The organism is Flavobacterium sp. AC267 (assembly GCF_979258715.1).
Map to the genome: position 1 here is coordinate 1954016 of NZ_OZ409875.1, position 24142 is coordinate 1978157.

A 24142-nucleotide genomic window follows, 5' to 3' on the forward strand; every position below is an offset into this window, starting at 1 on the left:
ATATCTGATCGTTTAAATAAATTAAAAATGCTCATTGGTTATAAAATATTCTTAGTGGTTTTGTAGCACGCGAATTTAACTAATTAAGTAAGAAAAGTTATTCAGATTAGATCTTTTTTTGAAGAAAAAAATTAACAAAGAATGATAATTTGTCTGAGACCAATGAAACCGCCCATTATTTATACTAAACATTGGGATTATACAATTAATATATCGACAACTTGAAATATTATTTTGCGACTATTATCTTAAATTTGATTATCAGTTTTTTAACTAATAAACAAACTTTACAATTAATACTCTTTATATATGGAAAATATATCAACTACAAAGACGCAGAATTTTTTTAGAATTCTATTAGGGATTTTTATGATCATGGCGAGCAATTGGACATTTTACCTACCAAAGACAAGAATTTCAGGCTCAGGTTCCCAATTGGGTCCCGATGGATAAAGATCTTGTTGTTATTCTCTCTGGAATCGCAGAGATGGCTATAGGTCTTGCTCTCGTTTTTATGACGAATCATAAAGTGAAACTGGGGATTTTCTTGGCTATTTTTTATGTACTGGTTTTTCCAGGAAATATCGCGCAGTATTTAAACGGAATAGATGCTTTAGGAATGAACACAGATGAGGCGCGATTGATACGATTGTTTTTTCAGCCGGTTTTGATTCTTTGGGCTTTATGGTCGAGTGGGGCAATTGGGTATTTGAGAAGGAAATAGAAGGTTCTTAACTTTAAAAAAAAGCTATAAATTTTTGGTTTTACAGCTTTTTTTTAATTATTTTTTTGAATTCCCACGTTCAAGAATTGTCTTTTTTATTTCTTCAAGATGTTGATTTTCAGAATCTACTTCAAGCGATTTGTCAGCATACAGTAATGCTTCTTCATAGTCACCTGATTGAAAATATTCATTACACAATCTAGAATGCAAAGTAGCTTTTACATTTAAGTCTTCATCCTCAACTCGAGCTAATGCTTTTTTTGTAATTTCTATTGCCTCTTTGTATCTTTTTACAAGGCTAAGTGTATTGCCCAACATAAAATAAGGATGAAGATCATTATAGATATAGCCGGTAGAATATTGTTTAGCTTCTATAATTTCTATCATTTTATACCTTAGCCTTATTTCTTCGTCATAGTTTTTTTCTTGGCATTCAAGACCAGCTAAATATCCAATTACTCCAATATTATCTGGAAAAAGTTCATAAGCTTTTGACATAGATTTTATAGCTTCTTTAATGTTTTTTTTCCTAAATAATTATTCGCAATTTCTATATACTCTTCGAGTAATTTTTTTTCGTCTCCAATCATGTTTTATATTTTTTTAATTCACAAATATAAGTTTTTTATTACAAAAAATTAATAGAAATTAAAACTACAGATTTTTTAGTTTACAACTTTTATAATAAATCGAACACAAAAAAAGCCCAACCAAAAAAAGTTGAGCTTTTCAAAAATTATCTAATTATCTAAATTGGCAAATTATCTAATTGCCAAACCATCCAATAAAATCTGATATTTCCTTCCTACAGGAATCATTTCGCCATTAGATAGTGTAAGCGATTTAAAAGTAACCGTTGTAATCTCTTTGGTATTTACAATAAAAGAGCGGTGGACTTGTATAAAATTGGAGCAGTTAATTTCTTCGCCAATATTAGAAAGCGAACCATAAATAATAACGGGCGATTTTAGTTTTTTGCTATATAGTTTCATGTAGTTACCCAGACTTTCTATGTACAAAATATCACTCAAAGGCATAGTAAACATTTGTCCGTTGGTGCGGTACGAAAATGTTTTTTCAGTAAGAATATTTTCTTTTTTAAGCGTATTTCCCGAATAGTATGTTTTGGCTTTTTCGATCGCTTTGGAGAATTTTTCCAGCGAAATAGGTTTCAGCAGATAATCGATCGCATCGTTTTGATAGGCTGAAAGCGCAAAATCTGAATAGGCTGTGGTAACAATCGTGAGTGGCCTTTTGGGTTGTAATTCCATTAATTCGACACCCGAAATTACGGGCATATTAATATCCAGAAAAATAATATCGTAAGTGTTTTCGTTGAGCATTTTTACTGCTTCCATTCCGCTGAAAGCACTTCCGGAGTGTTCCAGATCGTCAAACTTCGAAATGTGCGATGCCAGCGCTTTGTGTGCCGGCGACTCGTCGTCGATTATAAGACAGCGGTAGGTAAATGCCATATACTTAATTTTACAACAAACATATTTTTCTCTTTTTTACAGCTCAAATCATGATGCAGACCGTAAACTTCTAAACGTCGTTTTAGATTTTCAATTCCAATTCCTGTGCTCGACAGCCTTGATCCCGAATCCAGATAATTGTTTTTAATGGTAAAAGTCAAATTTCGACATTTTACTTTTAAGTCCAGATTAATAAAAGGTGCTTCGGTTTCAGCAGAAAACTTCACGGCATTTTCTACCAAAGGTAAAAAGAATAAAGGCGGAATTTCAATTTGATCAGAAGCGCCTTCAAAAAACTGCGTTACTTTAAGACGTTCATTTCTAAAAGTGTAATATTCAATATATTTTTTAACGAAAGCAATTTCTTCTTCAACCAAAACATAATCTTTTTTAGTGGCTTCAATCTGATAGCGAAGTAAATCGGAAAGATTCAGGATTCTGTCTGGAACTTTATCAGGTTCTGCCAATGCTTCTCCGTAGAGATTATTCATGGCATTTAATAAAAAATGGGGATTGAGCTGTTGTTTTAAAAACGAAAGTTCCGACTTGAAGTTCATAATATCCTTGTCCATGTCCATGATTTTTTTGGTAATCACGACATGAATAAAATAAAAGAACATTCCGTTGATAATGAGTGATAATATTTGAAGCGTTTTGAAATTTCCTAAACCCATAAGCGGAAAAAACCAATTCATAAAAAAATAAAAAGTAGTCCAATAAACAGCAAAAAGCATAAAGAATACTTTTACCCTTTTTTTGAATAAAAATCGCTTAATAATGAAAAGATTAAAAATGGTAATCCAGACGATACAAGGAAAATAACCAACACTTATTTTGCTAATAATATACGACCACGAATGACCGTCTAATCGAATTTCGTCATACACGCATGCCAAAATTACAAAAAAGATGAAAGTATGGACGATAAGGTTTCGGAGGAAAAAGTTCTGATATATTTTAAGAAGCGTCATAACGGCAAAAATAGTATAATAGTATAGTTTTTAACCAATTGTAAGAGGGAAATTATACCAACGCCATTCGTATAAATCATACGCCACTGGTATAAAATTGCTATTATAATAGGAGCTTGTAAATTACTTTTGAATCGAATTTATAATTCATTCCAAAAACAAATTTATCTCCTATTTTCAAGTTTATGAAATCAAAAATCATTTCGTTAATCGTTGTATTTACCTCTTTGCAGACCATGGCCCAGGAAAAAGAACCAGGAATGAAAACCTTCGGAAAAGCAATTGTAGACAAATTTCCCACAACGCGGACTTTTGACATACAATACGAACAACTTGGACCATCGAATTACGATTCGGAATTATTTGGAAATAAATTGGAAAGAGGAAGAATCGAAAACCACAGCCGACTAAAAGCGACTTTTAATCTTCCGTTTTATGCTTCAAAATCCAAACGTTTTGTTTTGACAACTTCACTGCGTTATAAATATGAAAGTTATGATTTTGGAGACATTTACAATTATGGCACTACTCAAACTTATACGAGAGAAAATCAGGATATCCATTATTGGGCGGGCGCAGTAAGTGCCACTTATATGTCGTCACTTTTTAATAAACCGGTTATTTACAGCGCAACAGCAACGGTCGATGGAAATGAAGACGATTTACAGCGTATAAAAGGATTTGCTTCTGCTGTTTTGGTTCTTAAAAGAACACCTTCTACAACCATTACTGCGGGTGTTTTGGTATTACTGGATCCGTCGTCTATTGTACCGCTTACGCCGCTTTTCTCGATTAATCATAAATTTAAAAATTCAAAATGGGACATGGATTTCATTCTTCCCCAACGATTATTGTTTAGAAGGGAATTGTTAGAAAATGGAAGAATTTCCTTAGGAACAGAATTGAATACTGAAAGTTTTTACCTAAATTTAAATTCCCCAAATTTGCATGGTGTTTACGAACTCAACCAGTTAGAGTTAAAATCGGGTATCACATACGAATACAGCTTTACCCCAAAGCTGATTGCATTTGTTAAAGGCGGATTTAATAATGTCGTAAGTGCTCGAATTACCGAGAAAGGAGAACGGACAAACCGATATGTTTACGACCAAAAAGAAGATACTCAAGGGTATTTTAGATTTGGTGTTTCGTATAATCTTTTTAATCGAAAGTAAGGATGTATATGTTTCAAGAATTAAAAGGGTCATCTATGGTTGTGGAAATTTTTAAAACGAATGTTCAGAAAGAATCTGATAAAGACTATATAATCGCCGTTATTCAAACTCAATTTCCTAATTATAAAATTAATTTTGATCTGGAAGATTGTGATAAAATTTTAAGAGTAGAAGGAATTGACCTCGAGTGTGATAATATTATGGATTATGTACATTGTCTGGGATATACCTGTGTGAGACTCGATTAAATTTATATTGAAAAACAGGTGTAAATACGCGACTTTAGTTGTTTCTTTTGTAAGTATTTTTGCTTAATAATTTTATTCTATAAATAAGCTGTCAAGATGGTAGGTTTTATTCTTTCGATTTTAATTTTCCTTTTAGAACAGTTACGATAATACAGCTGTTTTAACTTATCGCATAATTTCCTGACGCTTTTTCACTACGAAAAGGTTTGTTCTTTTTTTGCATATTATTTTTCTAATTTTGTGCCATGAAAAAAGCGTTCCAACTCTTCGATTTTACCCAGAAGGTCAATTATAAAAATGAAATTTTAGCCGGTTTAACCGTAGCAATGACCATGATTCCAGAATCTTTGTCGTTTGCTATTTTGGCTGGATTTCCGCCTTTGGTCGGATTATATGCCGCATTTATTGCGGGTTTAGTGACCGCTATATTTGGCGGAAGACCCGGAATGATCTCTGGCGGAGCGGGAGCAACGGTAATTGTTTTGATTGCCCTGATGAAATCGCACGGAATAGAATATGTTTTTGCCGCAGTCGCACTTGGCGGAGTAGTGCAAATTTGTATCGGACTTTTTAAACTCGGAAAATTTATTCGGTTAGTGCCGCGACTCGTTATGTTTGGTTTTGTAAACGGATTGGCAGTTGTGATTTTTATGTCGCAACTGGAGCAGTTTAAAACGCTGGTAAACGGTCAGGTTTCCTGGCTTCAGGGAACTCCTTTATATATTATGCTCGGACTGGTTGTACTGACAGTCGCGATTGTTTTGGTTTTTCCTAAAATTACAAAAGCAGTTCCAGCTTCCTTAGTTGCTATTATGGTAGTTTTTGCTTTGGTAATTGTGTTTAATATCCCAACCAAAACGGTAGAAGATATTGCTTCGGTTCAAGGCGGTTTTCCTCCATTTCATATTCCGAATATTCCAATTTCTTTTGAGACTTTAAAAGTCATATTTCCCTATTCCGTAATTGTAGCGACCGTTGGTTTGACGGAAGGTTTGCTTACGCTGAATTTAGTCGACGAAATTACAGGAACGCGTGGAAACAGCAATCGTGAATGTATTGCGCAGGGAAGCTCTAATATTTTAAACGGCTTTTTCTACGGAATGGGAGGATGCCCAATGATAGCTCAAACTTTGGTAAATCTTGGCGCTGGATCGAGAGCAAGACTTTCTGGAATTATTGCTTCGTTAACGATCTTAATAATCATACTTTTTGGAGCGCCTGTAATTGGTAAACTGCCAATGGCGGCTTTAGTTGGTGTTATGATGATGGTTGCGATTACTACTTTTGAATGGGCAAGTTTCAGGATTATCAACAAAATGCCAAGACATGATATTTTCGTTGGAATTCTGGTTGCTTTAATCACGATTGTGCTCGCACAATCTGGCTTTGGCAGTTTTAATTGGTGTGATTATTTCGGCTTTGGTTTTTTCCTGGGAAAGTGCCAAAAGAATTCGTGCGAGACAATATGTTGATGAAGAAGGAATAAAGCATTATGAAATTTACGGTCCGTTATTCTTCGGATCTATAACGGCTTTTATGGAAAAGTTTGATATAAAAAACGATCCAAATCATGTGATTATTGACTTTAAAGAAAGTCGCGTTTCAGATATGTCGGCAATTGAAGCCTTGAATAATCTGACCAAAAAATATAATCAAGAAAACAAAACAATAGAATTGCAACACTTAAGCGCAGATTGCAGGCAATTACTTAAAAATGCCGATGCGGTTATTAATGTCAATGTTATTGAAGATCCGACTTATAAAGTGGTGTCTTGATAATGGTTAATTATTAATTGTGAATTGTAAATTGTTAATTATGAATTGATCTTACGCTAAACCCGACAGGTTTTTAAAACCTGTCGGGTTTGTTGTTTCGATTACACACAACGCATATTCTGTAGAGACGCACAGCAGTGCGTCTACATAATGTTTGGTTATCATTTCTCATCATACCGTAAACCCGACAGGTTTTAAAACCTGTCGGGTTTGTTGTTTCAATCGCATAACGCATTTTTGTAGAGACGCACTGCAGTGCGTCTCTACAGATATACTTTGGGTAATTAGACATTTGTAAAAATTATCTAATTAACAAATTTTATAATCAACATAATTTGATTTTTGTAACTTTGCCAAATGAAACTAACAGAAACATTAGAAGATTTTTATACCGTAAAAATAAAAGGAATGCCCGAGAATCTTAAAAAAGAAATCGGACATTTTAATGTTTTTAAATTGGATGATTATGTCGGGAGTACTTGTAATCCTTTGCCTTATACACGAAAAGACTTTTATAAAATAAGTTTAATCATTGGTAAAAACAAAGTACATTATGCCGATAAAGTTGTCACGATAGAAGATCAAGCTTTGTTTTTTGCAAATCCGCAGATTCCATATAGCTGGGAACATATCGATGAAAATCAAACCGGATTTTTCTGCATTTTTACTGATGCCTTTTTTAATCAGTTTGGGAATTTAAAAGAATATCCTTTGTTCCAGCCCGGCGGAAATCCAGTTGTTCCTATTTCAAATGAATTAGCAGAATCTTTAAAAAGCGTTTATTTGAAAATGTTTGACGAAATCAATTCAGATTACGCTTTTAAATATGATGTCCTTCGTAATTTGGTTTTTGAAATTATTCATCTTGCACTCAAAACACAAACTGTAACTAGTTCATTATATAGTAAATCGAATGCAACTATTCGGGTTTCTTCCTTGTTTTTAGAGTTATTAGAACGCCAGTTTCCGATTGAATCTATTACGCAGACAAATCAATTTTCGTTCCCCTTCCGAGTTTGCCAATCAGTTAAATGTTCATGTCAATCATTTGAATAAAGCTTTAAAAGAAACCACAGGAAAAACAACTTCGCAGATTATCGCCGAAAGAATTGTTCAGGAAGCAATGATTTTACTAAAACAAACCAATTGGAATATAAATGAAATTGCGTGGTGTTTAGGTTTCGAAGAACTGTCTCATTTTATCAATTTCTTCAAGAAAAATGTTCAGGTTTCGCCTAAAAACTATCGTCTGACTGAAATTATTTGATTTTTGCAACTTCTTGCTTGATTGCTTTAATTTTTAAGAAGTACTTAGCCAATACCTTTGTCGTGTAATTAAAACGTAAAAATTTAATATCATGGAAAATAACAAAGTTTGGTTTATCACAGGTGCGTCAAAAGGACTTGGATTAGAATTAGCTAAAAAATTATTGGCAGAAGGTTATAAAGTGGCAGCAACTTCTAGAAGTGAAGAAACTTTAATAAAGGTTTTAGGAAATACATCAGAGAATTTTCTTCCTCTTGAAATGGATTTGGTTAATGAAAAAAGCGTTAAAAATGCTATTGAATTAGCAGTAAGTCATTTTAAAACCATTGATGTATTGGTAAATAATGCTGGTTACGGTCTGCTTGGAGCATTAGAAGAATTGACTGATGCTGAAGCCAGAAAAAACTACGAAGTAAATGTTTTCGGATTATTGAATGTGATCAGAAATACAATGCCTTATATGCGTGTCATGAGATCTGGCCATATTTTTAATATTTCTTCTGTTGGAGGTTATTATGGAGAATTTCCAGGCTGGGGAATTTACTGTTCGACAAAATTTGCCGTTGCTGGTTTAACAGAATCTTTGGCGGCGGAAGTAAAAGAATTCGGAGTTCACGCAACAATCGTTTATCCGGGTTATTTTAGAACCGATTTCTTAAAAGACAGTTCATTACTATTGCCTCAAAATCCAATTGCAGATTATAAAGAAGTAAGACAATCTGAAAACGCTCACAAAGATGATATTAACGAAAATCAGCCAGGTGATCCAGTAAAATTAGCTGAAGCATTAATTAAAATGAGTCACGGAGAAAATCCTGCTTTGCATTTGTTCTTAGGTGAAGATGCTTATAATATGGCAAACCAAAAGATTGCAAGTGTTCAAAAACAATTAGAAGAATGGAAATCAGTTTCAGTTTCGACAGGGTTTTAATTTCAATTTGAGAATTAGATATCCCAATTTTCTGTAGAGACGCACTGCAGGGCGTCTTATGCGTACCGACAATATGTTACAAACCCGATAGGTTTTTAAAACCTGTCGGGTTTATTTGTTTAAACATTACGTGAATATCAGGCATAGACGCACTGCAATGCGTCTCTACAGATATGCTGTGTGTTTAATTGATGAAATTGCCACATTATCTAATTAGCCAACGCCGATTTCACATCACTCAATTTTCCATCAATCTCTCCTGTTTGCAAACCCAATATATGCGCAATCAACGGATAAACCGAAACATTTTGAAAAGTTTTGACTGTTTTATCGGCTTTAAAAGCGGGGCCTTTTGCATAAAAAATGGCATGCATATCTTTTTCGTTATTGTCATAACCATGCGTACCGCCTTTTATGTGATTACTTTCTTTACTCACTAAACTATATCCTTTTTCGGCTTCAATAACAAAATCATGCACACGCGGATTGGTTCCGTAATGCAGTCTTTTTGGAACTTCAGCTGATTTCCAGAATTTAATATGAGGCACTTTTTTTAAAGCATTGGCGATTGAATCTTGAAATCCAGTTTTTGCCTGCAGGCTCATAATTGGATTAATTACATCTTTGTAACCCAGCCATTCTGGTTTTAAATAATCTAAAACTGCTACTTTTTTATCATTACTGATAGAAGCCATTCCGTGGTCTGAAACAATAATTAAGTTGATTTGTTTTCCGATTGGTAATTGGTTTAATTTTCGAGATAATTCACCCATTATCGAATCCATTTTGATGACCATCTTTTTGTTTTCCGGCGAAAGCGGACCAAAATTATGTCCCGTATGATCTGGTTCATCAAAATACAAAGTCACAAGATGAGGTCGTTGTTTTTCTGGAAGCTGGAGCCATTTCATAACCGTATCAATTCTGGCTTCATACGGAATTTTACCATTGTAATTTTTGAAATAACTTGGGTTTCTTTTATCAATATCAGAACCAGGCCAAAAGAAAGAAGCGGTTTTTACACCTTGTTCTTCTGCTAAATTCCAAATCGGATTTCCACCATAAAAGCGAGAATCATTTTTTGCATTAGACGATAATGAAAATGCTTCGTTCATTGAAGCATCATAAAAAATGTTATTAATAATTCCGTGATGATCTGGGTAAAGTCCTGTTACAATTGAATAATGATTAGGGAAAGTTTTGGTTGGATAAGAAGGTTTCATTGATTTTGCGTGAACGCCTTCTTTAGCGATTTGTTTTAAGTTTGGAAGATTAAATTGCTTTGCATAATCCCAGCGAAATCCATCCATCGAAACTAAAACAACATAGTTGTCTTTAGTATTTTGGGCTTGTAAAACAAAAGAAAATGAAAGAATAAGTAAAGAAATAAAAGGGGTAAAAAGTTTTTTCATTATTGAAATTTATTGAAGCCGCAAAGTTACCAATAAGTACTTTTAAGAGCAAAAACAGAATGTTAAACAATCTTAAATTTAAAAATGCCTTGCCACGAATTGTCTTTATTTGAAAAAGGTTGCCGCTGAATTTCACAAATTTTCACTAATGCTTTGTGTGGGAAAAGGTTTGTCACAGATTAAAAGGATTTACACAAATTAGGATCTTTATATTTAATCTGTGGCTAAAAAATATGCGAAAGATAAAAAAAGTAATTCGTGAAAATTCGTGAAACTCGTGGCTAAAAAAATCTTTTTAATCCTTTAATCTTTGGCAAAAAAAACGCCGGATATTTTTTATCCGGCGTTTTAAGTTTTGAGAAAAGAACGAATTACATCATTCCTGGCATTCCGCCTCCCATTGGCATACCGCCAGCGTTTTCTTCTTTAATATCAATTAATGCACATTCTGTAGTTAAGATCATTCCAGAAACAGACGCAAGCATTTTCAAGTGCTACACGAGTTACTTTTTTAGGATCGATAATTCCAGCAGAAAGCATATCTACATATTCATCCGTTTTTGCATTGTATCCAAAATCACCTGAACCTTCAGAAACTTTAGCTACAACAACAGAACCTTCAAGACCTGCATTTTCAACGATAGTTCTCAATGGAGATTCAACAGCGCGAGAAACGATTTGAATTCCTGTAGCCTCGTCAGCGTTATCTGCTTTTAAGTCTGCTAAAGCAAGTTTAGCTCTCAATAAAGCAACACCACCACCAGCAACGATTCCCTCTTCAACAGCAACGACGAGTAGCGTGTAAAGCATCATCAACTCTGTCTTTTTTCTCTTTCATTTCAACTTCAGAAGCGAGCACCAACATAAAGAACAGCAACACCACCAGCTAATTTAGCCAAACGTTCTTGCAATTTTTCTTTATCATAATCAGATGTAGTAGTCTCCATCTGACCTTTAATTTGGTTTACTCTGTTTTTGATGATATCAGCTTCACCAGCACCACTTACAATAGTAGTGTTGTCTTTATCGATAGAAACTCTTTTTGCAGTTCCTAACATTTCGATAGTTGTATTTTCAAGAGTATAACCTCTTTCTTCAGAAATTACAGTTCCACCAGTTAAGATTGCGATATCTTCTAACATTGCTTTTCTTCTGTCTCCAAAACCAGGAGCTTTTACAGCGACAATTTTAAGAGCACCTCTTAATTTATTTACTACCAAAGTAGAAAGAGCTTCTCCGTCAACATCTTCAGCAATAATCAATAAAGGTTTTCCTGATTGAGCAACTGGCTCTAAAACTGGAAGTAATTCTTTTAAAGAAGAAACTTTTTTGTCGTATAATAAAATGTAAGGAGAATCTAATTCAACTTCCATTTTCTCTGGATTTGTTACGAAGTAAGGAGAAAGATATCCTCTGTCAAACTGCATACCTTCAACAACGTCTACGAAAGTATCAGTTCCTTTAGCTTCTTCAACAGTAATAACACCTTCTTTACCTACTTTAGCGAAAGCAGTAGCGATTAAATCACCAATCACTTCATCATTGTTTGCAGAGATAGAAGCAATTTGTTTGATTTTGTCAGAATCGCTTCCAACCACTTTAGCTTGTTTTGCTAAGTCAGCAACGATAGCTTCAACAGCTTTGTCAATTCCGCGTTTCAAATCCATTGGATTTGCACCTGCGACGACGTTTTTAAGACCTTCTTTTACGATTGCCTGAGCTAAAACTGTAGCAGTTGTAGTTCCGTCTCCTGCTAAATCATTAGTTTTAGAAGCAACTTCTTTAACCATTTGCGCGCCCATATTTTCTAACGGGTCTTTTAATTCGATTTCTTTTGCAACCGAAACACCATCTTTAGTAACTGTTGGTCCACCAAATGATTTTCCAATAATTACGTTACGACCTTTTGGTCCAAGTGTAACTTTTACAGCATTTGCTAATGCATCAACACCACGTTTTAATCCGTCACGTGCTTCAATATCAAATTTTATATCTTTTGCCATTTTTATTTTTTTGCTTTAGGCAGTAGGCTTTAGGCTTTATGCCTTTCTACTGCTTGGTTAATTTTTTTATTTGCTTTAGGCAGTAGGCTTTAAGCTTTATGCTTATCTACTGCTTGGGTAATAGTTTTTTACTGCTTTAATAAGCTTTAGGAGGTAGGCTTTATGCTTTGTTTGGAAGCTTATTGCTTACAGCTTACAGCTTATTGCTTAGCTAATACTTGTTTTAATTTGTAAATTTTGCTTTTTATACTGTTGATTTTTTCTAATTGATTTTCTGCAATTTCATTATTAAGATATTGTAGATCTTTAGCTAAAATCAAGAGGTATTCTGTTTCATTGGCAGAACCTAAAGCGATGTTGAGAAATTGATTGAATTCTTTGTCACTATTTCTTCCACATCCTTCACTAATATTAGTTGGGATTGATGAAGATGCTCTTCTTATTTGACTTGTTAATCCATATAATTCTTCTTTTGGAAATAAAGAAGTTAATTTATAGATTTCTAAAGTTAAAGAATGGCTTAGATGCCAAATATCGTATTTTTTAAAATCTCTCATTTTTTTTGAAAGCTTTAGGCAGTAGGCTATAGGCTTTTTATACTCTTCGAGAGAGGCTTATAGCTTAAAGCTTAAGGCTTACAGGACTATTAGATTATCGCTAAGATATCATCCTCACGCATAATCAAATAATCAGTTCCTTCTAATTTTAGTTCTGTTCCGGCATATTTTCCGTAAAGAACGGTATCACCAACTTTTACAGTCATTGTATGATCTTTAGATCCGTTTCCTACTGCAACTACAGTTCCTTTTTGAGGTTTTTCTTTGGCAGTATCTGGAATAAAAATACCCGAAGCAGTTTTAGTTTCAGCTGCAACAGGCTCAATAAGTACGCGGTCTGAAAGCGGTTTAATGTTTAAAGCCATGATTTTATATTATTATTAGTTATACATTTTTTATGTTCTATAAACTTTCAGAAATTATGCCATGCTGGTAAAACTGACATTATTTCTTAAAAAAAATGCCAGCTTTGACAGGCTGGCATTAGATTTTATATGAGCTAAGATTATTTAGTCGCTGGTGCCGCTGGAGCAGGAGTATTTCCTTGTGCTGGTACTGCAGGCGTATTTGCAGGAGCCTCAGTTTTTTCAATGATTTTAGATTCAGTATCACTTAAAGATCCAGAGAAACTTAAGCTTGAAAGTAAAATTAACACAATAAGAACTGTAGCTAAAGTCCAAGTACTTTTGTCTAAAAAGTCAGTTGTTTTTTGTACGTCGCCTAACATCTGCGTTCCGCTGATAGTAGAAGACAATCCGCCTCCCTTAGGGTTTTGTACCATAATAACTACGATCAATAGAAAACAAACTATTGTGATTAAAACTAAAAAAATTGAAAATGTGCTCATTACTTAATTATTGTTATTGTTATTTTGTTGTAAAATCTTTATATCCGATATGCGGTCTGCAAAGAAAGTAATTTTTTCTGGATATTTCAAAATTAATATTTCATATGCTTGAATTGCTTTTGTATATTTCTTTTGTTCCAGATATACTCTAGCCAGAGTCTCTGTCATTAGATATGAATTGTCTTCAGAATTGCTCTCTAATTGGACTACTGGAACACTTGTACCAGGTTTTACAGGAGAGATTTTCGGATTAGTTTCGATAAATTTATCGATAATTTCAGCCTTTTTTAGTCTCTCTTCATCAATTACTTTTTCTTCTTTTTTTGTTTCAACAGCTTTATTTTTGATTTCTTCTTCTGATGAAACTTCATCTGAACGGTCAATTGGTTCTGTTCGAGATAATTGCGGCCATTCTTGGAAAGAGTGTTTTTCGTTAAATGAAAAATCTAAAGGCTTACCAATTTCTAAATGTTCTGCTCGCAGTTTTAACTGCTTCATTTATTTCTTCGTCTTCCGATTCTTCATTTTCTATTTGAATCTCTTCCTGAACTTCTTCTTTGATTGGCTCTTGAAGTTCTTCTGGAGTTTCTTCAGGAGTTTCTTCCTTAATCACTTCTTTTGGAGATGCTGTTTCAGATTCTTTAATAGAAGATAGAATAGAACGTTCAATTGGATTAATCTTGAATTCTGGAATTATCATTTCTTCGATAACACTTTCATCTTCGTCTTCTTCAACTGAGTTTAAAACCGGCTGTTCAATAACAGAATCAATTTTAGTTTCTTCTATTTTTGCTGGTTCTTCAGGAATTGAGGCTTCGGCTTCTTTAATAGAATTTAAAATCGAACGCTCAATTGCTGGATCAATTTTAGATTCCTCAACTTTTACGGGCTTTGGTGTAGAAGGAGTTTCAGCTTCTTTTATTGAACTTAAAATAGAATCTTCAATACGATTAATTTTAGGCTCTTCCGTTTTTATTTGCTCTGTTGTTGAAAAAGTTTCGGTTTCTTCTTTACTATCAGAACTTGATTCTTCAATAATATCAATTTTATTTTCTTGTTCAACTACTGGTTTTTCATAAGTAATTGAGTGCGCTTCTTTAATTGAAGTAAAAATAGACGGATCTATTTCTGGAAGCGTTTTTGGTTCTTCGATTTTTACAGGTTTCTCAAAAGTTACGGTTTGCGCTTCTTTGATTGCAGTAAAAATAGAAGGATCTATTTCTGGAATATTCTTTGGCTCTTCAGTCTTTATTGGTTCCTCCGCTTTTACAGGTTCTTCCAGTTTTACGGTTTCTTCGACTTTTACTGTTTTTTCTACTTCAACAAATTGATCTATAGAAGGAATTGCAGTTTCTGTACTAGAATCCGAAATTGATTCTTCTATGACTTCAGTTGGTACTTCAATAGCTTTCTGAATTTGTGCAGGAGAAATTATTTCGCTTTCAAAAACAGTAATTTCCAGAAGATCTCTAAGTTTTTGTTCGTAGAAATCATTTTGAATAGAAGTAAAAGCTTCAGAAGTAATAAAATCAAACAAAACAGAACGATCTGAAGTATGAGCGACCGTAACTTTTAAAGCATAATTATACTTAAAGCTGTTTTGATTGTAAAGTCCTTTTAATCGTAATGCTCTCGCACTTTGAAAATATGGAAACTCATTCAGAACACTTCCTAATGCGTCCGCCTGCCTTTCAGTAATAGCATCCGGTTTGTTCATTAAGTAGGTATAATCAGTAACGTTCATTCTTTTTTTTTCTTTAGTTTAACCGTTTATTTGTTTAACGGTTTAATCGTTAACTGTTTATTTGTTTCAATGTTTATCGTTTTAGAATCGATTAAACGATTAAACAAATAAACGATTTCAACAAATAAACATAAATTACCATTTAGCCAATGATTCATTAAAAATGTCTTGTGTAATTCTTTCAAAAATGACTCTTAACGCTTCGTTTAAAACTGATCCTGTTGGAAGATCCTGACCTGGGAAATCATAGTAGAACTCAAAAGATTTTTCAAAATCATCTGTTTCTTTCTTTTTATTCATAAATCTCACATTCACACGAATTGTTAAACGGTTTTGTGACGCCTGCTGATCTGCAGTTGCTGTCATTGGGGTTATTCTGTAATCTGTGATTTCTCCCTCATATACTAAATCACCGCCGTTACTCACCAAATTTAAGTTGGTTTGATTCATAATCAAATCCTGCAGATTTAATGTAAAAGTCCTGTCGATTCCAGGTTCAACTAAATCCGCATTATTCTGGAAAAAGTTAACTTGAAATGTTTTTGCATTAATCTGCCCTGTTGTTCCTGTAAAGTTATAAAAGCCACAACCGCTTAACATGAACAAGCTGATTAATGCGAAGAAAGAATATATTTTTTTCATAAAATGTAATGGTAATAAATTCCAAAATTTAAATTCCAAATTGGTCAGGGAACTTCAAATCTTTTAAACTTCCAATTTCCAATTATTTTTCAAATATAGCAATTTGGAATTTGGAATTTATTCTTTGGAATTTTCTATAGGTCAAATTGTTTGATTTTGCGGTATAAAGTCCTTTCAGAAATACCTAATTCATCTGCTCGCGGCTTTACGTTTTCCTTTGTTTTTTTCTAATGATTTTTTGATCATTTCGATTTCTTTTTGTTCCAATCGTAAAACTTCTTCTTCCTCAATAGTTTCAGCAAATAAATAATTATCGTCTTGTATTTGATAATTTTCTTCGCGTACAGCGGGAGCAGTCATAACAGCGGTTCTTGGTTCTTCTTCAAAATCAATTTCGCTGTCGTTTTGTTGATTTCCGTAAATTTTCTGAATTAAATTCGGATTAATGTCCTGTACTTTAGAAGTGCCATTTTTCATTAGTTCTAAAGTCAGTTTTTTCAAGTCGTTCAGATCACTTTTCATATCAAAAAGAACTTTATATAAAATGTCTCTTTCGGTACTAAAGTCACTTTCTTTTTTATTCTCATTAATAACAGAAGGTAAGCTTCTCCCTTCTGCAGGCAGATAGGATTGTAAAGTTGCCAGCGTGATATCACGATTGGTTTCTAAAACAGAAATCTGCTCAGCCACATTTCGAAGCTGGCGAATATTACCACTCCATCTAAATTTCTGTAATAATTGTACAGAATCATCATCTAGTTTTAAGGGCGGCATTTTGTATTTATGAGCAAAATCTGCCACAAATTTTCTGAACAATAAATGAATGTCATCGTTTCTTTCTCGTAAAGGTGGTAATGTAATTTCTACAGTAGTTAAACGATAGTATAAATCTTCACGGAATTTACCTTTTTCAATTGCATTGAATAAATTCACATTGGTAGCGGCAACAATACGAACATTTGTTTTTTGAACCTGAGACGAACCAACCTTAATGAATTCTCCATTTTCTAAAACACGAAGCAATCTTACTTGTGTTGTCAATGGTAATTCACCAACTTCATCAAGAAAGATAGTTCCTCCGTCGGCTACTTCAAAATAACCTTCACGTGTACTTGTTGCGCCTGTAAAAGCACCTTTTTCGTGCCCAAAAAGTTCACTGTCAATTGTCCCTTCTGGAATAGCTCCACAGTTTACAGCAATATATTTTCCGTGCTTTCTGTGCGAAAGCGAATGAATAATTCGTGGAATATTTTCTTTACCAACACCACTTTCCCCAGTTACCATTACCGAAATATCAGTAGGAGCGACCTGAATGGCTTTTTCAATGGCGCGATTTAATTTCGGATCATTTCCAATAATTTCAAATCGTTGTTTTATTGCTTGAACTGTTTCCATAAAATAGTTATTTCTTGGATTATTATTTAACAGAATAATTAAAAGTCAGGCCTCCGTATTCTTTATTGTCTTCGGTTGAAATTCTGGACATTTTTAAAGGTAAGTTATTCAATTGATAACTATAAGTGTTTTTATATACATTGTCGATTGGAATGCCTCCAAACTCAGGGACTGGATAAGTAGTTTTTATTAAATTATTTTTTCCTGTGCCTGCAACATGATCCTGAATACTTCCTCTTTCCAAAACAAAAGGATAATCATTGCTTAAAATATAGTTCATATAATGATTCATATAAACCTGATGTACTGGGTTTATTTTATCATCATATTCGTAGGTAACAGATCCGGCGTACAGATTTGCAGGACTGTCTGATAAATCGTGCGTACCATCTGTCGATATTTTTAATGAAATCAAATTTTTGTTTTTGTCATATTTTAAAGTTGCATACGAGCTTGTTCTTATTGGTCTGTTCTCTTTAGCAGGATAATCAACATAATTGTGTTTAGAAATAAGCGACCCTTCATCGTTAAATGTGTACTGAACTTTTACGTGATTAAAATTTGGATCATCCGCAGAAATCAATTCACCAGTCACAACATTTTTATTGTGAGTAAATAGCCAAACAAAAAGTTTTCCTGCAGTCCCAGCTTTTCTGGAATCCTTCTCCATTTTAATAATTTGGCCATTACTATTATAAGTAAAAGTGGTTGTCACAGGAGCACTATCAGGACTTATAGCTATTTCAGTCATTCTGTTGTTAGAGTCGTACGAAAAATCTATAAATATTTCTCCTTTTGAACGCGTTATTTTATCGTATCGGGTACCCTCATTATCAAATAGATGTATATTTCCGTATTCACCATATTCTTTATAGTTTTTTAAAATAGTACCTTCTATATTCTCAGAGTCGGAAGCTGAATTGTTATCATTTGAACACGATAGAATAAATAATGAGAGTAATAGAATAATGATTTTTTTCATAGTGAATAATATCGAAATAAACTGTTATTGTATATGTCTTTAAAGTTTTAAGTTACAAAGAAAACCTGAAATTAGAAACTTGAAATAAATTTTCTTAATTCATAGCGCTTAGTTCTACTGCTTCACCTTTTAATGTTCCTGAAGTACAGCTTGTGATTTTTACATTTACGAAATCGCCAATTTTGTAGTTTTCTTTCGGGAAAACAACTGTAATACTTTGAGAATTTCTTCCAGAGAATTCTTCCGTTGATTTTTTAGAAACTTTCTCTACCAAAACTTCAACTGTCTTTCCAACAAATTCTTCGCTTCTAAACCAAGCGTGTTTTTGCTGTAAATCAACAATTTCTTGTAATCTTCTGGCCTTTGTTTCTTCTTCAACATCATCCTTCATTTTTCGTCCAGCCAAAGTTCCAGGACGTTCAGAATACGAATACATATAACCAAAATTATATTTAACGTATTCCATTAAACTCATCGTATCTTGATGATCTTGTTCTGTTTCAGTTGGAAAACCGGCAATCATATCTTGCGAAATTGAAGCATCTGGAACAATTGATCTGATTTTGTCAATCAAAGCCATATATTCTTCACGCGTATGCAGACGATTCATTTCTTTTAAAATTCTATTACTTCCAGATTGAACTGGTAAGTGTATGTGCTTACAGATATTTGGATATTTCGCAATTACATGCAAAATACTTTCGTGCATATCCTGCGGATTAGAAGTCGAGAATCTAATACGCATTTTAGGAAAACCAACAGCCACCATTTCAAGTAATTGATCAAAATCGACAGCAGTTGCTTTTTGCATTTCAGAAGCGTTTACGAAATCCTTTTTCAAACCATCGCCGTACCAAAGGTAACTGTCAACGTTTTGTCCTAAAAGAGTAATTTCTTTAAAACCTTTATTCCATAAATCCTGAATTTCAGACATGATACTTTGAGGTTCACGACTGCGCTCACGACCACGTGTAAAAGGCACAACGCAAAACGTACACATATTATCGCGACCACGGGTAATAGAAACCAAAGCGGTAATTCCGTTACTCATTAAACGAACAGGCGAAATATCTCCGTAAGTTTCCTCTTTTGATAAAATTACATTGATAGCGTCACGGCCTTCTTCCACTTCTGCCAATAAATTCGGCAGATCTTTATATGCATCAGGCCCAACAACAAGGTCGACTATTTTCTCTTCTTCCAAAAACTGACTTTTCAAACGCTCCGCCATGCGACCCAAAACCCCAACTTTCATTTTCGGATTAGTGCGTTTTACAGCATTGTATTTCTCAAGACGTTTGCGAATAGTCTGCTCGGCTTTGTCTCGAATAGAGCAGGTGTTTACCAAAACCAAATCGGCTTCTTCCAAAACAGAAGTGGTATTATAACCTCCGGCAGACAAAATGGAAGCTACGACTTCACTGTCCGAAAAATTCATCGCACAGCCGTAACTTTCTATAAAAAGTTTTTTAGTATTCTCAGGTTTATTTTCCAAAACAAGACTTTCGCCCTGCTTGCTTTCCTCAATAATCTTTTCCATTGTAAAATTTCAAAGTGCAAAGATAGCGTAAATACAGTCAATATGACAAGATGGCAGGAAAGAAATTTTAGATTTTAGAATGCAGATTTTAGATTTTTATGTTTTTTGTAAAATTTTATGATTCTAAAATATTTAAATAGCCACAGATTAAAAGATTAAAAAGAATTCTCATAGTTTTGGGAACTTTGTTCTGAATTTCAGCTTAGAAAAAACTTTCCGAACTTTGCGTAAATCTTTGTGAGCTTTGTGGTTAAATTTTTTCAGAAGCAATTTCCAGCTTTACGTTTCAAGTCCTCGCAAAAAAAATAAAGTTTCTAATGTTTTAAAAAGAGCTTCCGTTGGTCGCTTTTTTAAAACAAGAAACTTTTAATTTTTTTACTCCGGGCTTTTCACTGCAATCTGGGCTAGAACCATTGGTCTCAAAAAGAACATTTCTCGGTCATAAATCATTAAAAGTTATACCTATATATATTATCGAGATTATTACAGATAAATCTGCAATTTTAAGTTTCATAATATCAAAATACTTCAAAAATTCATAAGCAAGGTTAATATTTAAAAAAAATAGATACTTTTGTTGCAGAAAAATAGAGCAATGGCAAAGAATTTAGTAATAGTGGAGTCACCTGCAAAGGCGAAAACGATCGAGAAATTTCTTGGGAGCGATTTTCAGGTGGAGTCAAGTTATGGTCACATAGCCGACTTACCATCAAAGGAAATAGGGGTAGATGTAGAAAATGGTTTTAAACCTAAATATGAAGTTTCTCCGGATAAAAAAGCTTTGGTAAGTAAACTTAAAACACTATCTAAGAATGCCGAAATGGTTTGGTTAGCAAGTGATGAGGACCGCGAAGGAGAAGCTATTTCATGGCACTTGGCGGAAGAATTGAAATTAGATATAAAAAAAACTAAACGAATTGTTTTTCACGAAATTACAAAATCTGCAATTCTAAAAGCAATCGACAATCCAAGAGAGATTGATTATAATTTAGTAAATGCACAGCAGGCAAGAAGAGTATTAGACCGTTTAGTAGGCTACGAATTGTCTCCTGTTTTATGGAGAAAAATCAAAGGCGGACTTTCTGCTGGTCGTGTACAATCTGTTTCTGTACGTTTGATTGTTGAAAGAGAACGTGAAATTCAAAACTTTAATGCAGTTGCATCCTATTCAATTGTTGCAGAATTTGTAAATGAAGCTGGAAAAGTTTTCAAAGCAAAACTGCCTAAAAATTTCAATACAAAAAAAGAAGCCGAAGATTTCTTAAATCAAAATATCGGTTCTAAATATAAGGTAGCTGATTTAGAAACTAAACCTACCAAAAAATCACCAACTTCACCTTTTACAACTTCTACGCTTCAACAAGAGGTCGCTAGAAAATTGTATCTGCCGGTTGGAATTACAATGCAGTTAGCACAGCGTCTGTACGAAGCAGGACTTATTACTTATATGAGAACTGACTCAGTAAACCTTTCTAGAGAAGCAATGGATGCCGCTGAAGCAGAAATCATAAAATCTTACGGAAAAGAATATTCTAAGCCTCGCGTTTTTGCTAATAAAAACAAAGGAGCCCAAGAAGCCCACGAAGCAATTCGTCCGACAGATATGTCTCGTCATACGGTAAATATCGATCGTGATCAGGCTCGTTTGTACGATTTGATCTGGAAAAGAACGTTGGCTTCGCAAATGAGCGATGCACAGCTGGAAAGAACAAACGTAAAAATCGAAGCAGATAATCACAGCGAAATTTTTACAGCTTCTGGAGAAGTTCTGCTTTTTGAGGGTTTCCTAAAAGTTTATCTTGAAGGTCATGATGATGACGAAGAAGAACAAGAAGGAATGCTTCCTGCATTAAAAGTAAACGAAAAGTTAGCAAACAACTATATTACAGCTACAGAAAGATATTCAAGACCACCTGCACGTTACACTGAGGCATCTTTGGTAAAAAAATTAGAAGAACTTGGAATTGGCCGTCCTTCTACTTATGCGCCAACGATTTCAACAATTATCAATAGAAATTATGTTGAAAAAGGAACGCTTGAAGGGCAGGAACGTAATTATACACAGCTTACTTTGCAAAATAGTAAAGTAGGTGAAAAACTCTTGAAAGAAAACACAGGTTCTGATAAAGGAAAATTGGTTCCTACAGATATCGGAACTATTGTGACTGATTTCTTAGTAAAGAATTTCGGAAACATTTTAGATTATAATTTCACAGCAAAAGTAGAGCAGGATTTTGATGAAATTGCCGAAGGAAATATTGACTGGGCGATTATGATGCAGGAGTTCTACAATAAATTTCATCCAAATGTAAAAGAAGTTGAAGCAAATGCGGAACGTGAAAGCGGTGAAAGAATTTTAGGAAAAGATGCAGACGGAAGACAAGTCTCTGTTCGTTTAGGAAAATTTGGACCAATGGCTCAAATAGGAGAAGCAGATGATGAAGATAAAAAATTTGCCAGTTTAATGGCAGATCAAAATATTGGAAACATTACACTTGAAGAAGCTTTAAATTTATTTTTGCTTCCTAAAAGTTTAGGTGAATATAAAGGAGAAGAAGTAGAAGTAAGTAATGGTCGTTATGGTCCTTACGTTCGTCACGGAAGCGTGTTTATTTCATTGCCAAGAGGAGAAGACCCGTTGAATGTTTCTAAGGAAAGAGCACAGGAATTAATTGACGAAAAAGCACTTGCTGATGCGCCAATTGCAATTTATAAGGGAGAAGCAGTTCAAAAAGGAGTGGGGCGTTTTGGTCCATTCATTAAATGGAATGGTCTTTTTATAAATGTCAATAAAAAATACAATTTTGATAATTTGTCACAAACAGATGTTGAAGAACTTATCGAAGAAAAACTTCAAAAAAACATCGACAAAGTTATTCATAATTGGGAAGACGAAGGAATTGTAGTGGAAAAAGCCCGTTGGGGACGTTCTGTAATTCTAAAAGGCAAAATGAAAATTGAATTGAGTAAAGATGTTGATGCGAGCACAATTAACATTGGCGCAAGTTCAAGAAATGATTGCAGCTAAAACACCTGCAAAGAAAACTGCGGCTAAAAAAACAACAACTGCTAAAAAAGCACCAGCTAAAAAAACAGTCTGCTAAAAAAGAAATAAGTATAGATGGAATTCGATTTTCTAGAACCAGTTAATGATGCGATTGTAAAATTCGTCAGCGCACTGTCTTCACAAGAGCTTGGGAGTAAAGTTGTCTTTCATACCCAAGATCAGTTTCCAGATATTGACAAAATTGATATTGCTATTATTGGTGTTTTGGAAGATCGTACCAACATCAATATGGTTAATGAAGTTAATCTTTCTGCAGTACGTAAAAAGTTGTATGGGATGTTTCCTGGTAACTGGGATGCATCGATTGCTGATCTAGGAGATATACTTGCAGGAGATTCTGTAGAGGATACTTATTTTGCATTAAAGAAAGTTACAGCTTCTTTAATAAAGAATAAAGTCATTCCTATAGTCCTGGGAGGTTCGCAAGATTTAACATATGCTTTGTATCGTGCTTATGACGATTTGGAGCAAATGGTTAATATGGTTGCCGTTGATAATAAGTTTGATTTTGGAAAGGAAAACGAGTCAGTTTCAGCTAATTCGTATTTGACTAAAATTATTATTGACGAACCAAATAACCTTTTCAACTACTGTAATATAGGATTTCAAACATATTATAATTCGCAAGAAGAAATCGACTTGATTGAAAAGTTATTTTTTGATGCCTACCGTTTAGGAGAAATTTCAAATAAAATAACATTAGCAGAACCAATTTTTAGAGATGCAGATTTAGTTAGTATCGATTTAAATTCTGTAAAATCTTCTGCTTCAGGAAATACGGTTACTTTTGAGCCTAATGGTTTTAATGGAAAAGAAATCTGTGCTTTGGCAAGATATGCAGGAATTAGTGATAAAGTTTCCTCTTTTGGAATCTTTAATCACAATAGTTCTCTCGCAGAATCTGTAATTATTGCACAGATAGTTTGGTATTTTATAGAAGGGTATCATTATCGTTCAAAAGAGTATCCATTTGGAAGCCGTGCAAACTATTTAAAATATATAGTTCCTCTTGAAGATGAAGAGCTGATTTTTTATAAAAGTGACAAAACTGATCGCTGGTGGATAGAAATTCCTTTTGAATCTAATGGTCACAATAAATTGAAAAGAAATACGTTATTACCCTGTTCTTATGACGAATATTTGTCAGCTTGCAACCAAGAATTGCCAGAAAGATGGTGGAAAGCACAGCGAAAAAATGCATTGTAAGGCTAAAATTTAAGCAAAATCTTAAATTTTTAAAATTAATTAAAAAAAGTTAAAATAAATTAGTAAGAAAATAATTATATATCATAAAAATTAACGTTTTACATCGATTTTTTGAAACAGTTTATCGGTAAAATATTTTTTTTTATTTTATTTAACATTATTTTTGAACGGTAAAATAAA

17 protein-coding genes and 5 pseudogenes are annotated in these 24142 nt (G+C 33.7%); 8 read left to right on the forward strand and 14 right to left on the reverse strand.

The features are described from left to right. Positions 1 to 445: 445 nt before the first annotated feature. On the forward strand, positions 446 to 724 hold the full coding sequence (locus ACZZ95_RS10075; protein ID WP_463468922.1) for a DoxX family protein: 279 nt from the start codon (positions 446 to 448) through the stop codon (positions 722 to 724). A 57-nt stretch (positions 725 to 781) separates the two neighbouring features. On the opposite strand, the gene ACZZ95_RS10080 is transcribed toward ACZZ95_RS10075, so the two are convergent. The 3 genes from ACZZ95_RS10080 to ACZZ95_RS10090 form a co-directional block, all read right to left on the reverse strand. Then, positions 782 to 1222, reverse strand: a complete 441-nt coding sequence (locus tag ACZZ95_RS10080; RefSeq protein ID WP_463468923.1) for a tetratricopeptide repeat protein — start codon at positions 1220 to 1222, stop codon at positions 782 to 784. Between the two features lie 263 nt (positions 1223 to 1485). Further along, entirely contained in the window at positions 1486 to 2199 is a 714-nt protein-coding gene (locus tag ACZZ95_RS10085; RefSeq protein WP_463468924.1) for a LytR/AlgR family response regulator transcription factor, read from the reverse strand. Continuing rightward, on the reverse strand, positions 2172 to 2933 hold the full coding sequence (locus ACZZ95_RS10090; RefSeq protein WP_253251045.1) for a sensor histidine kinase: 762 nt from the start codon (positions 2931 to 2933) through the stop codon (positions 2172 to 2174). Before ACZZ95_RS10090 ends, ACZZ95_RS10085 begins: the two co-directional genes overlap by 28 nt. A gap of 422 nt (positions 2934 to 3355) precedes the next feature. Between ACZZ95_RS10090 and ACZZ95_RS10095 the strand changes: the two genes are divergently transcribed. From ACZZ95_RS10095 to ACZZ95_RS10115, 5 genes and pseudogenes are all read left to right on the forward strand, one after another. After that, positions 3356 to 4345 (forward strand): hypothetical protein, encoded by a 990-nt coding sequence (locus ACZZ95_RS10095; RefSeq protein WP_463468925.1) that lies wholly within the window; start codon positions 3356 to 3358, stop codon positions 4343 to 4345. A gap of 35 nt (positions 4346 to 4380) precedes the next feature. Continuing rightward, positions 4381 to 4593 carry a hypothetical protein gene (locus ACZZ95_RS10100; protein WP_463468926.1) on the forward strand — a complete coding sequence of 71 codons (213 nt, stop codon included), beginning with the start codon at positions 4381 to 4383 and terminating at the stop codon, positions 4591 to 4593. A 245-nt stretch (positions 4594 to 4838) separates the two neighbouring features. Further along, positions 4839 to 6369: pseudogene (locus ACZZ95_RS10105) on the forward strand (SulP family inorganic anion transporter). 357 nt (positions 6370 to 6726) lie between these two features. After that, positions 6727 to 7636, forward strand: a pseudogene (locus tag ACZZ95_RS10110) (helix-turn-helix domain-containing protein). A 91-nt stretch (positions 7637 to 7727) separates the two neighbouring features. Next, on the forward strand, positions 7728 to 8567 hold the full coding sequence (locus tag ACZZ95_RS10115) for an oxidoreductase (protein ID WP_463468927.1): 840 nt from the start codon (positions 7728 to 7730) through the stop codon (positions 8565 to 8567). Positions 8568 to 8776: 209 nt separating this feature from the next. Here ACZZ95_RS10115 and ACZZ95_RS10120 read toward each other — a convergent pair whose 3' ends face one another. The 11 genes and pseudogenes from ACZZ95_RS10120 to miaB all read right to left on the reverse strand — a co-directional run bounded on the left by ACZZ95_RS10120 (position 8777) and on the right by miaB (position 19689). After that, the gene (locus ACZZ95_RS10120; protein ID WP_463468928.1) at positions 8777 to 9979 is read right to left on the reverse strand and encodes an alkaline phosphatase family protein; all 1203 of its coding nucleotides are present in this window, start codon (positions 9977 to 9979) and stop codon (positions 8777 to 8779) included. Positions 9980 to 10350: 371 nt separating this feature from the next. Next, positions 10351 to 11982 (reverse strand): annotated as a pseudogene (gene groL, locus ACZZ95_RS10125) (chaperonin GroEL). Positions 11983 to 12182: 200 nt separating this feature from the next. Further along, complete coding sequence (locus ACZZ95_RS10130) at positions 12183 to 12539, reverse strand: four helix bundle protein (protein ID WP_463468929.1); 357 nt, start codon at positions 12537 to 12539, stop codon at positions 12183 to 12185. 89 nt (positions 12540 to 12628) lie between these two features. Next, complete coding sequence (locus ACZZ95_RS10135) at positions 12629 to 12904, reverse strand: co-chaperone GroES (protein WP_012023920.1); 276 nt, start codon at positions 12902 to 12904, stop codon at positions 12629 to 12631. Between the two features lie 140 nt (positions 12905 to 13044). Beyond that, complete coding sequence (secG, locus tag ACZZ95_RS10140; protein ID WP_463468930.1) at positions 13045 to 13386, reverse strand: preprotein translocase subunit SecG; 342 nt, start codon at positions 13384 to 13386, stop codon at positions 13045 to 13047. A gap of 3 nt (positions 13387 to 13389) precedes the next feature. Beyond that, positions 13390 to 13884: a tetratricopeptide repeat protein gene (locus ACZZ95_RS10145; RefSeq protein ID WP_463468931.1), complete on the reverse strand. Its 495-nt coding sequence runs from the start codon at positions 13882 to 13884 to the stop codon at positions 13390 to 13392. Further along, entirely contained in the window at positions 13841 to 15130 is a 1290-nt protein-coding gene (locus ACZZ95_RS10150) for a tetratricopeptide repeat protein (RefSeq protein WP_463468932.1), read from the reverse strand. The genes ACZZ95_RS10145 and ACZZ95_RS10150 overlap by 44 nt, the downstream gene beginning before the upstream one ends. Before the next feature lie 135 nt (positions 15131 to 15265). Beyond that, positions 15266 to 15772, reverse strand: coding sequence for an LptE family protein (locus ACZZ95_RS10155; RefSeq protein WP_095953519.1), 507 nt, complete (start codon positions 15770 to 15772; stop codon positions 15266 to 15268). Between the two features lie 134 nt (positions 15773 to 15906). Continuing rightward, a pseudogene (locus tag ACZZ95_RS10160) lies at positions 15907 to 17167 on the reverse strand (sigma-54 interaction domain-containing protein). A 22-nt stretch (positions 17168 to 17189) separates the two neighbouring features. After that, entirely contained in the window at positions 17190 to 18149 is a 960-nt protein-coding gene (locus tag ACZZ95_RS10165; protein ID WP_463468933.1) for a hypothetical protein, read from the reverse strand. Between the two features lie 94 nt (positions 18150 to 18243). Next, complete coding sequence (gene miaB, locus ACZZ95_RS10170) at positions 18244 to 19689, reverse strand: tRNA (N6-isopentenyl adenosine(37)-C2)-methylthiotransferase MiaB (RefSeq protein ID WP_463468934.1); 1446 nt, start codon at positions 19687 to 19689, stop codon at positions 18244 to 18246. A gap of 595 nt (positions 19690 to 20284) precedes the next feature. On the opposite strand from miaB, the pseudogene topA reads away from it, so the two are divergent. Together topA and ACZZ95_RS10180 are read left to right on the forward strand one after the other, a co-directional pair. Then, a pseudogene (gene topA, locus ACZZ95_RS10175) lies at positions 20285 to 22793 on the forward strand (type I DNA topoisomerase). Positions 22794 to 22810: 17 nt separating this feature from the next. After that, positions 22811 to 23962, forward strand: coding sequence for a formimidoylglutamase (locus ACZZ95_RS10180; protein WP_463468935.1), 1152 nt, complete (start codon positions 22811 to 22813; stop codon positions 23960 to 23962). The last annotated feature ends 180 nt before the right edge of the window (positions 23963 to 24142 follow it).

Bases quoted from the DNA above. Each gene is read 5' to 3' on its own strand.
- ACZZ95_RS10150 (WP_463468932.1), bottom strand. From the start codon at position 15,130: ATGAACGTTACTGATTATACCTACTTAATGAACAAACCGGATGCTATT.
- ACZZ95_RS10100 (WP_463468926.1), top strand. From the start codon at position 4,381: ATGGTTGTGGAAATTTTTAAAACGAATGTTCAGAAAGAATCTGATAAA.
- ACZZ95_RS10085 (WP_463468924.1), bottom strand. From the start codon at position 2,199: ATGGCATTTACCTACCGCTGTCTTATAATCGACGACGAGTCGCCGGCA.
- secG (WP_463468930.1), bottom strand. From the start codon at position 13,386: ATGAGCACATTTTCAATTTTTTTAGTTTTAATCACAATAGTTTGTTTT.
- ACZZ95_RS10130 (WP_463468929.1), bottom strand. From the start codon at position 12,539: ATGAGAGATTTTAAAAAATACGATATTTGGCATCTAAGCCATTCTTTA.
- ACZZ95_RS10135 (WP_012023920.1), bottom strand. From the start codon at position 12,904: ATGGCTTTAAACATTAAACCGCTTTCAGACCGCGTACTTATTGAGCCT.
- ACZZ95_RS10180 (WP_463468935.1), top strand. From the start codon at position 22,811: ATGGAATTCGATTTTCTAGAACCAGTTAATGATGCGATTGTAAAATTC.
- ACZZ95_RS10080 (WP_463468923.1), bottom strand. From the start codon at position 1,222: ATGTCAAAAGCTTATGAACTTTTTCCAGATAATATTGGAGTAATTGGA.
- ACZZ95_RS10120 (WP_463468928.1), bottom strand. From the start codon at position 9,979: ATGAAAAAACTTTTTACCCCTTTTATTTCTTTACTTATTCTTTCATTT.
- miaB (WP_463468934.1), bottom strand. From the start codon at position 19,689: ATGGAAAAGATTATTGAGGAAAGCAAGCAGGGCGAAAGTCTTGTTTTG.
- ACZZ95_RS10075 (WP_463468922.1), top strand. From the start codon at position 446: ATGGATAAAGATCTTGTTGTTATTCTCTCTGGAATCGCAGAGATGGCT.
- ACZZ95_RS10165 (WP_463468933.1), bottom strand. From the start codon at position 18,149: ATGAAAAAAATCATTATTCTATTACTCTCATTATTTATTCTATCGTGT.
- ACZZ95_RS10090 (WP_253251045.1), bottom strand. From the start codon at position 2,933: ATGCTTTTTGCTGTTTATTGGACTACTTTTTATTTTTTTATGAATTGG.
- ACZZ95_RS10145 (WP_463468931.1), bottom strand. From the start codon at position 13,884: ATGAAGCAGTTAAAACTGCGAGCAGAACATTTAGAAATTGGTAAGCCT.
- ACZZ95_RS10155 (WP_095953519.1), bottom strand. From the start codon at position 15,772: ATGAAAAAAATATATTCTTTCTTCGCATTAATCAGCTTGTTCATGTTA.
- ACZZ95_RS10095 (WP_463468925.1), top strand. From the start codon at position 3,356: ATGAAATCAAAAATCATTTCGTTAATCGTTGTATTTACCTCTTTGCAG.
- ACZZ95_RS10115 (WP_463468927.1), top strand. From the start codon at position 7,728: ATGGAAAATAACAAAGTTTGGTTTATCACAGGTGCGTCAAAAGGACTT.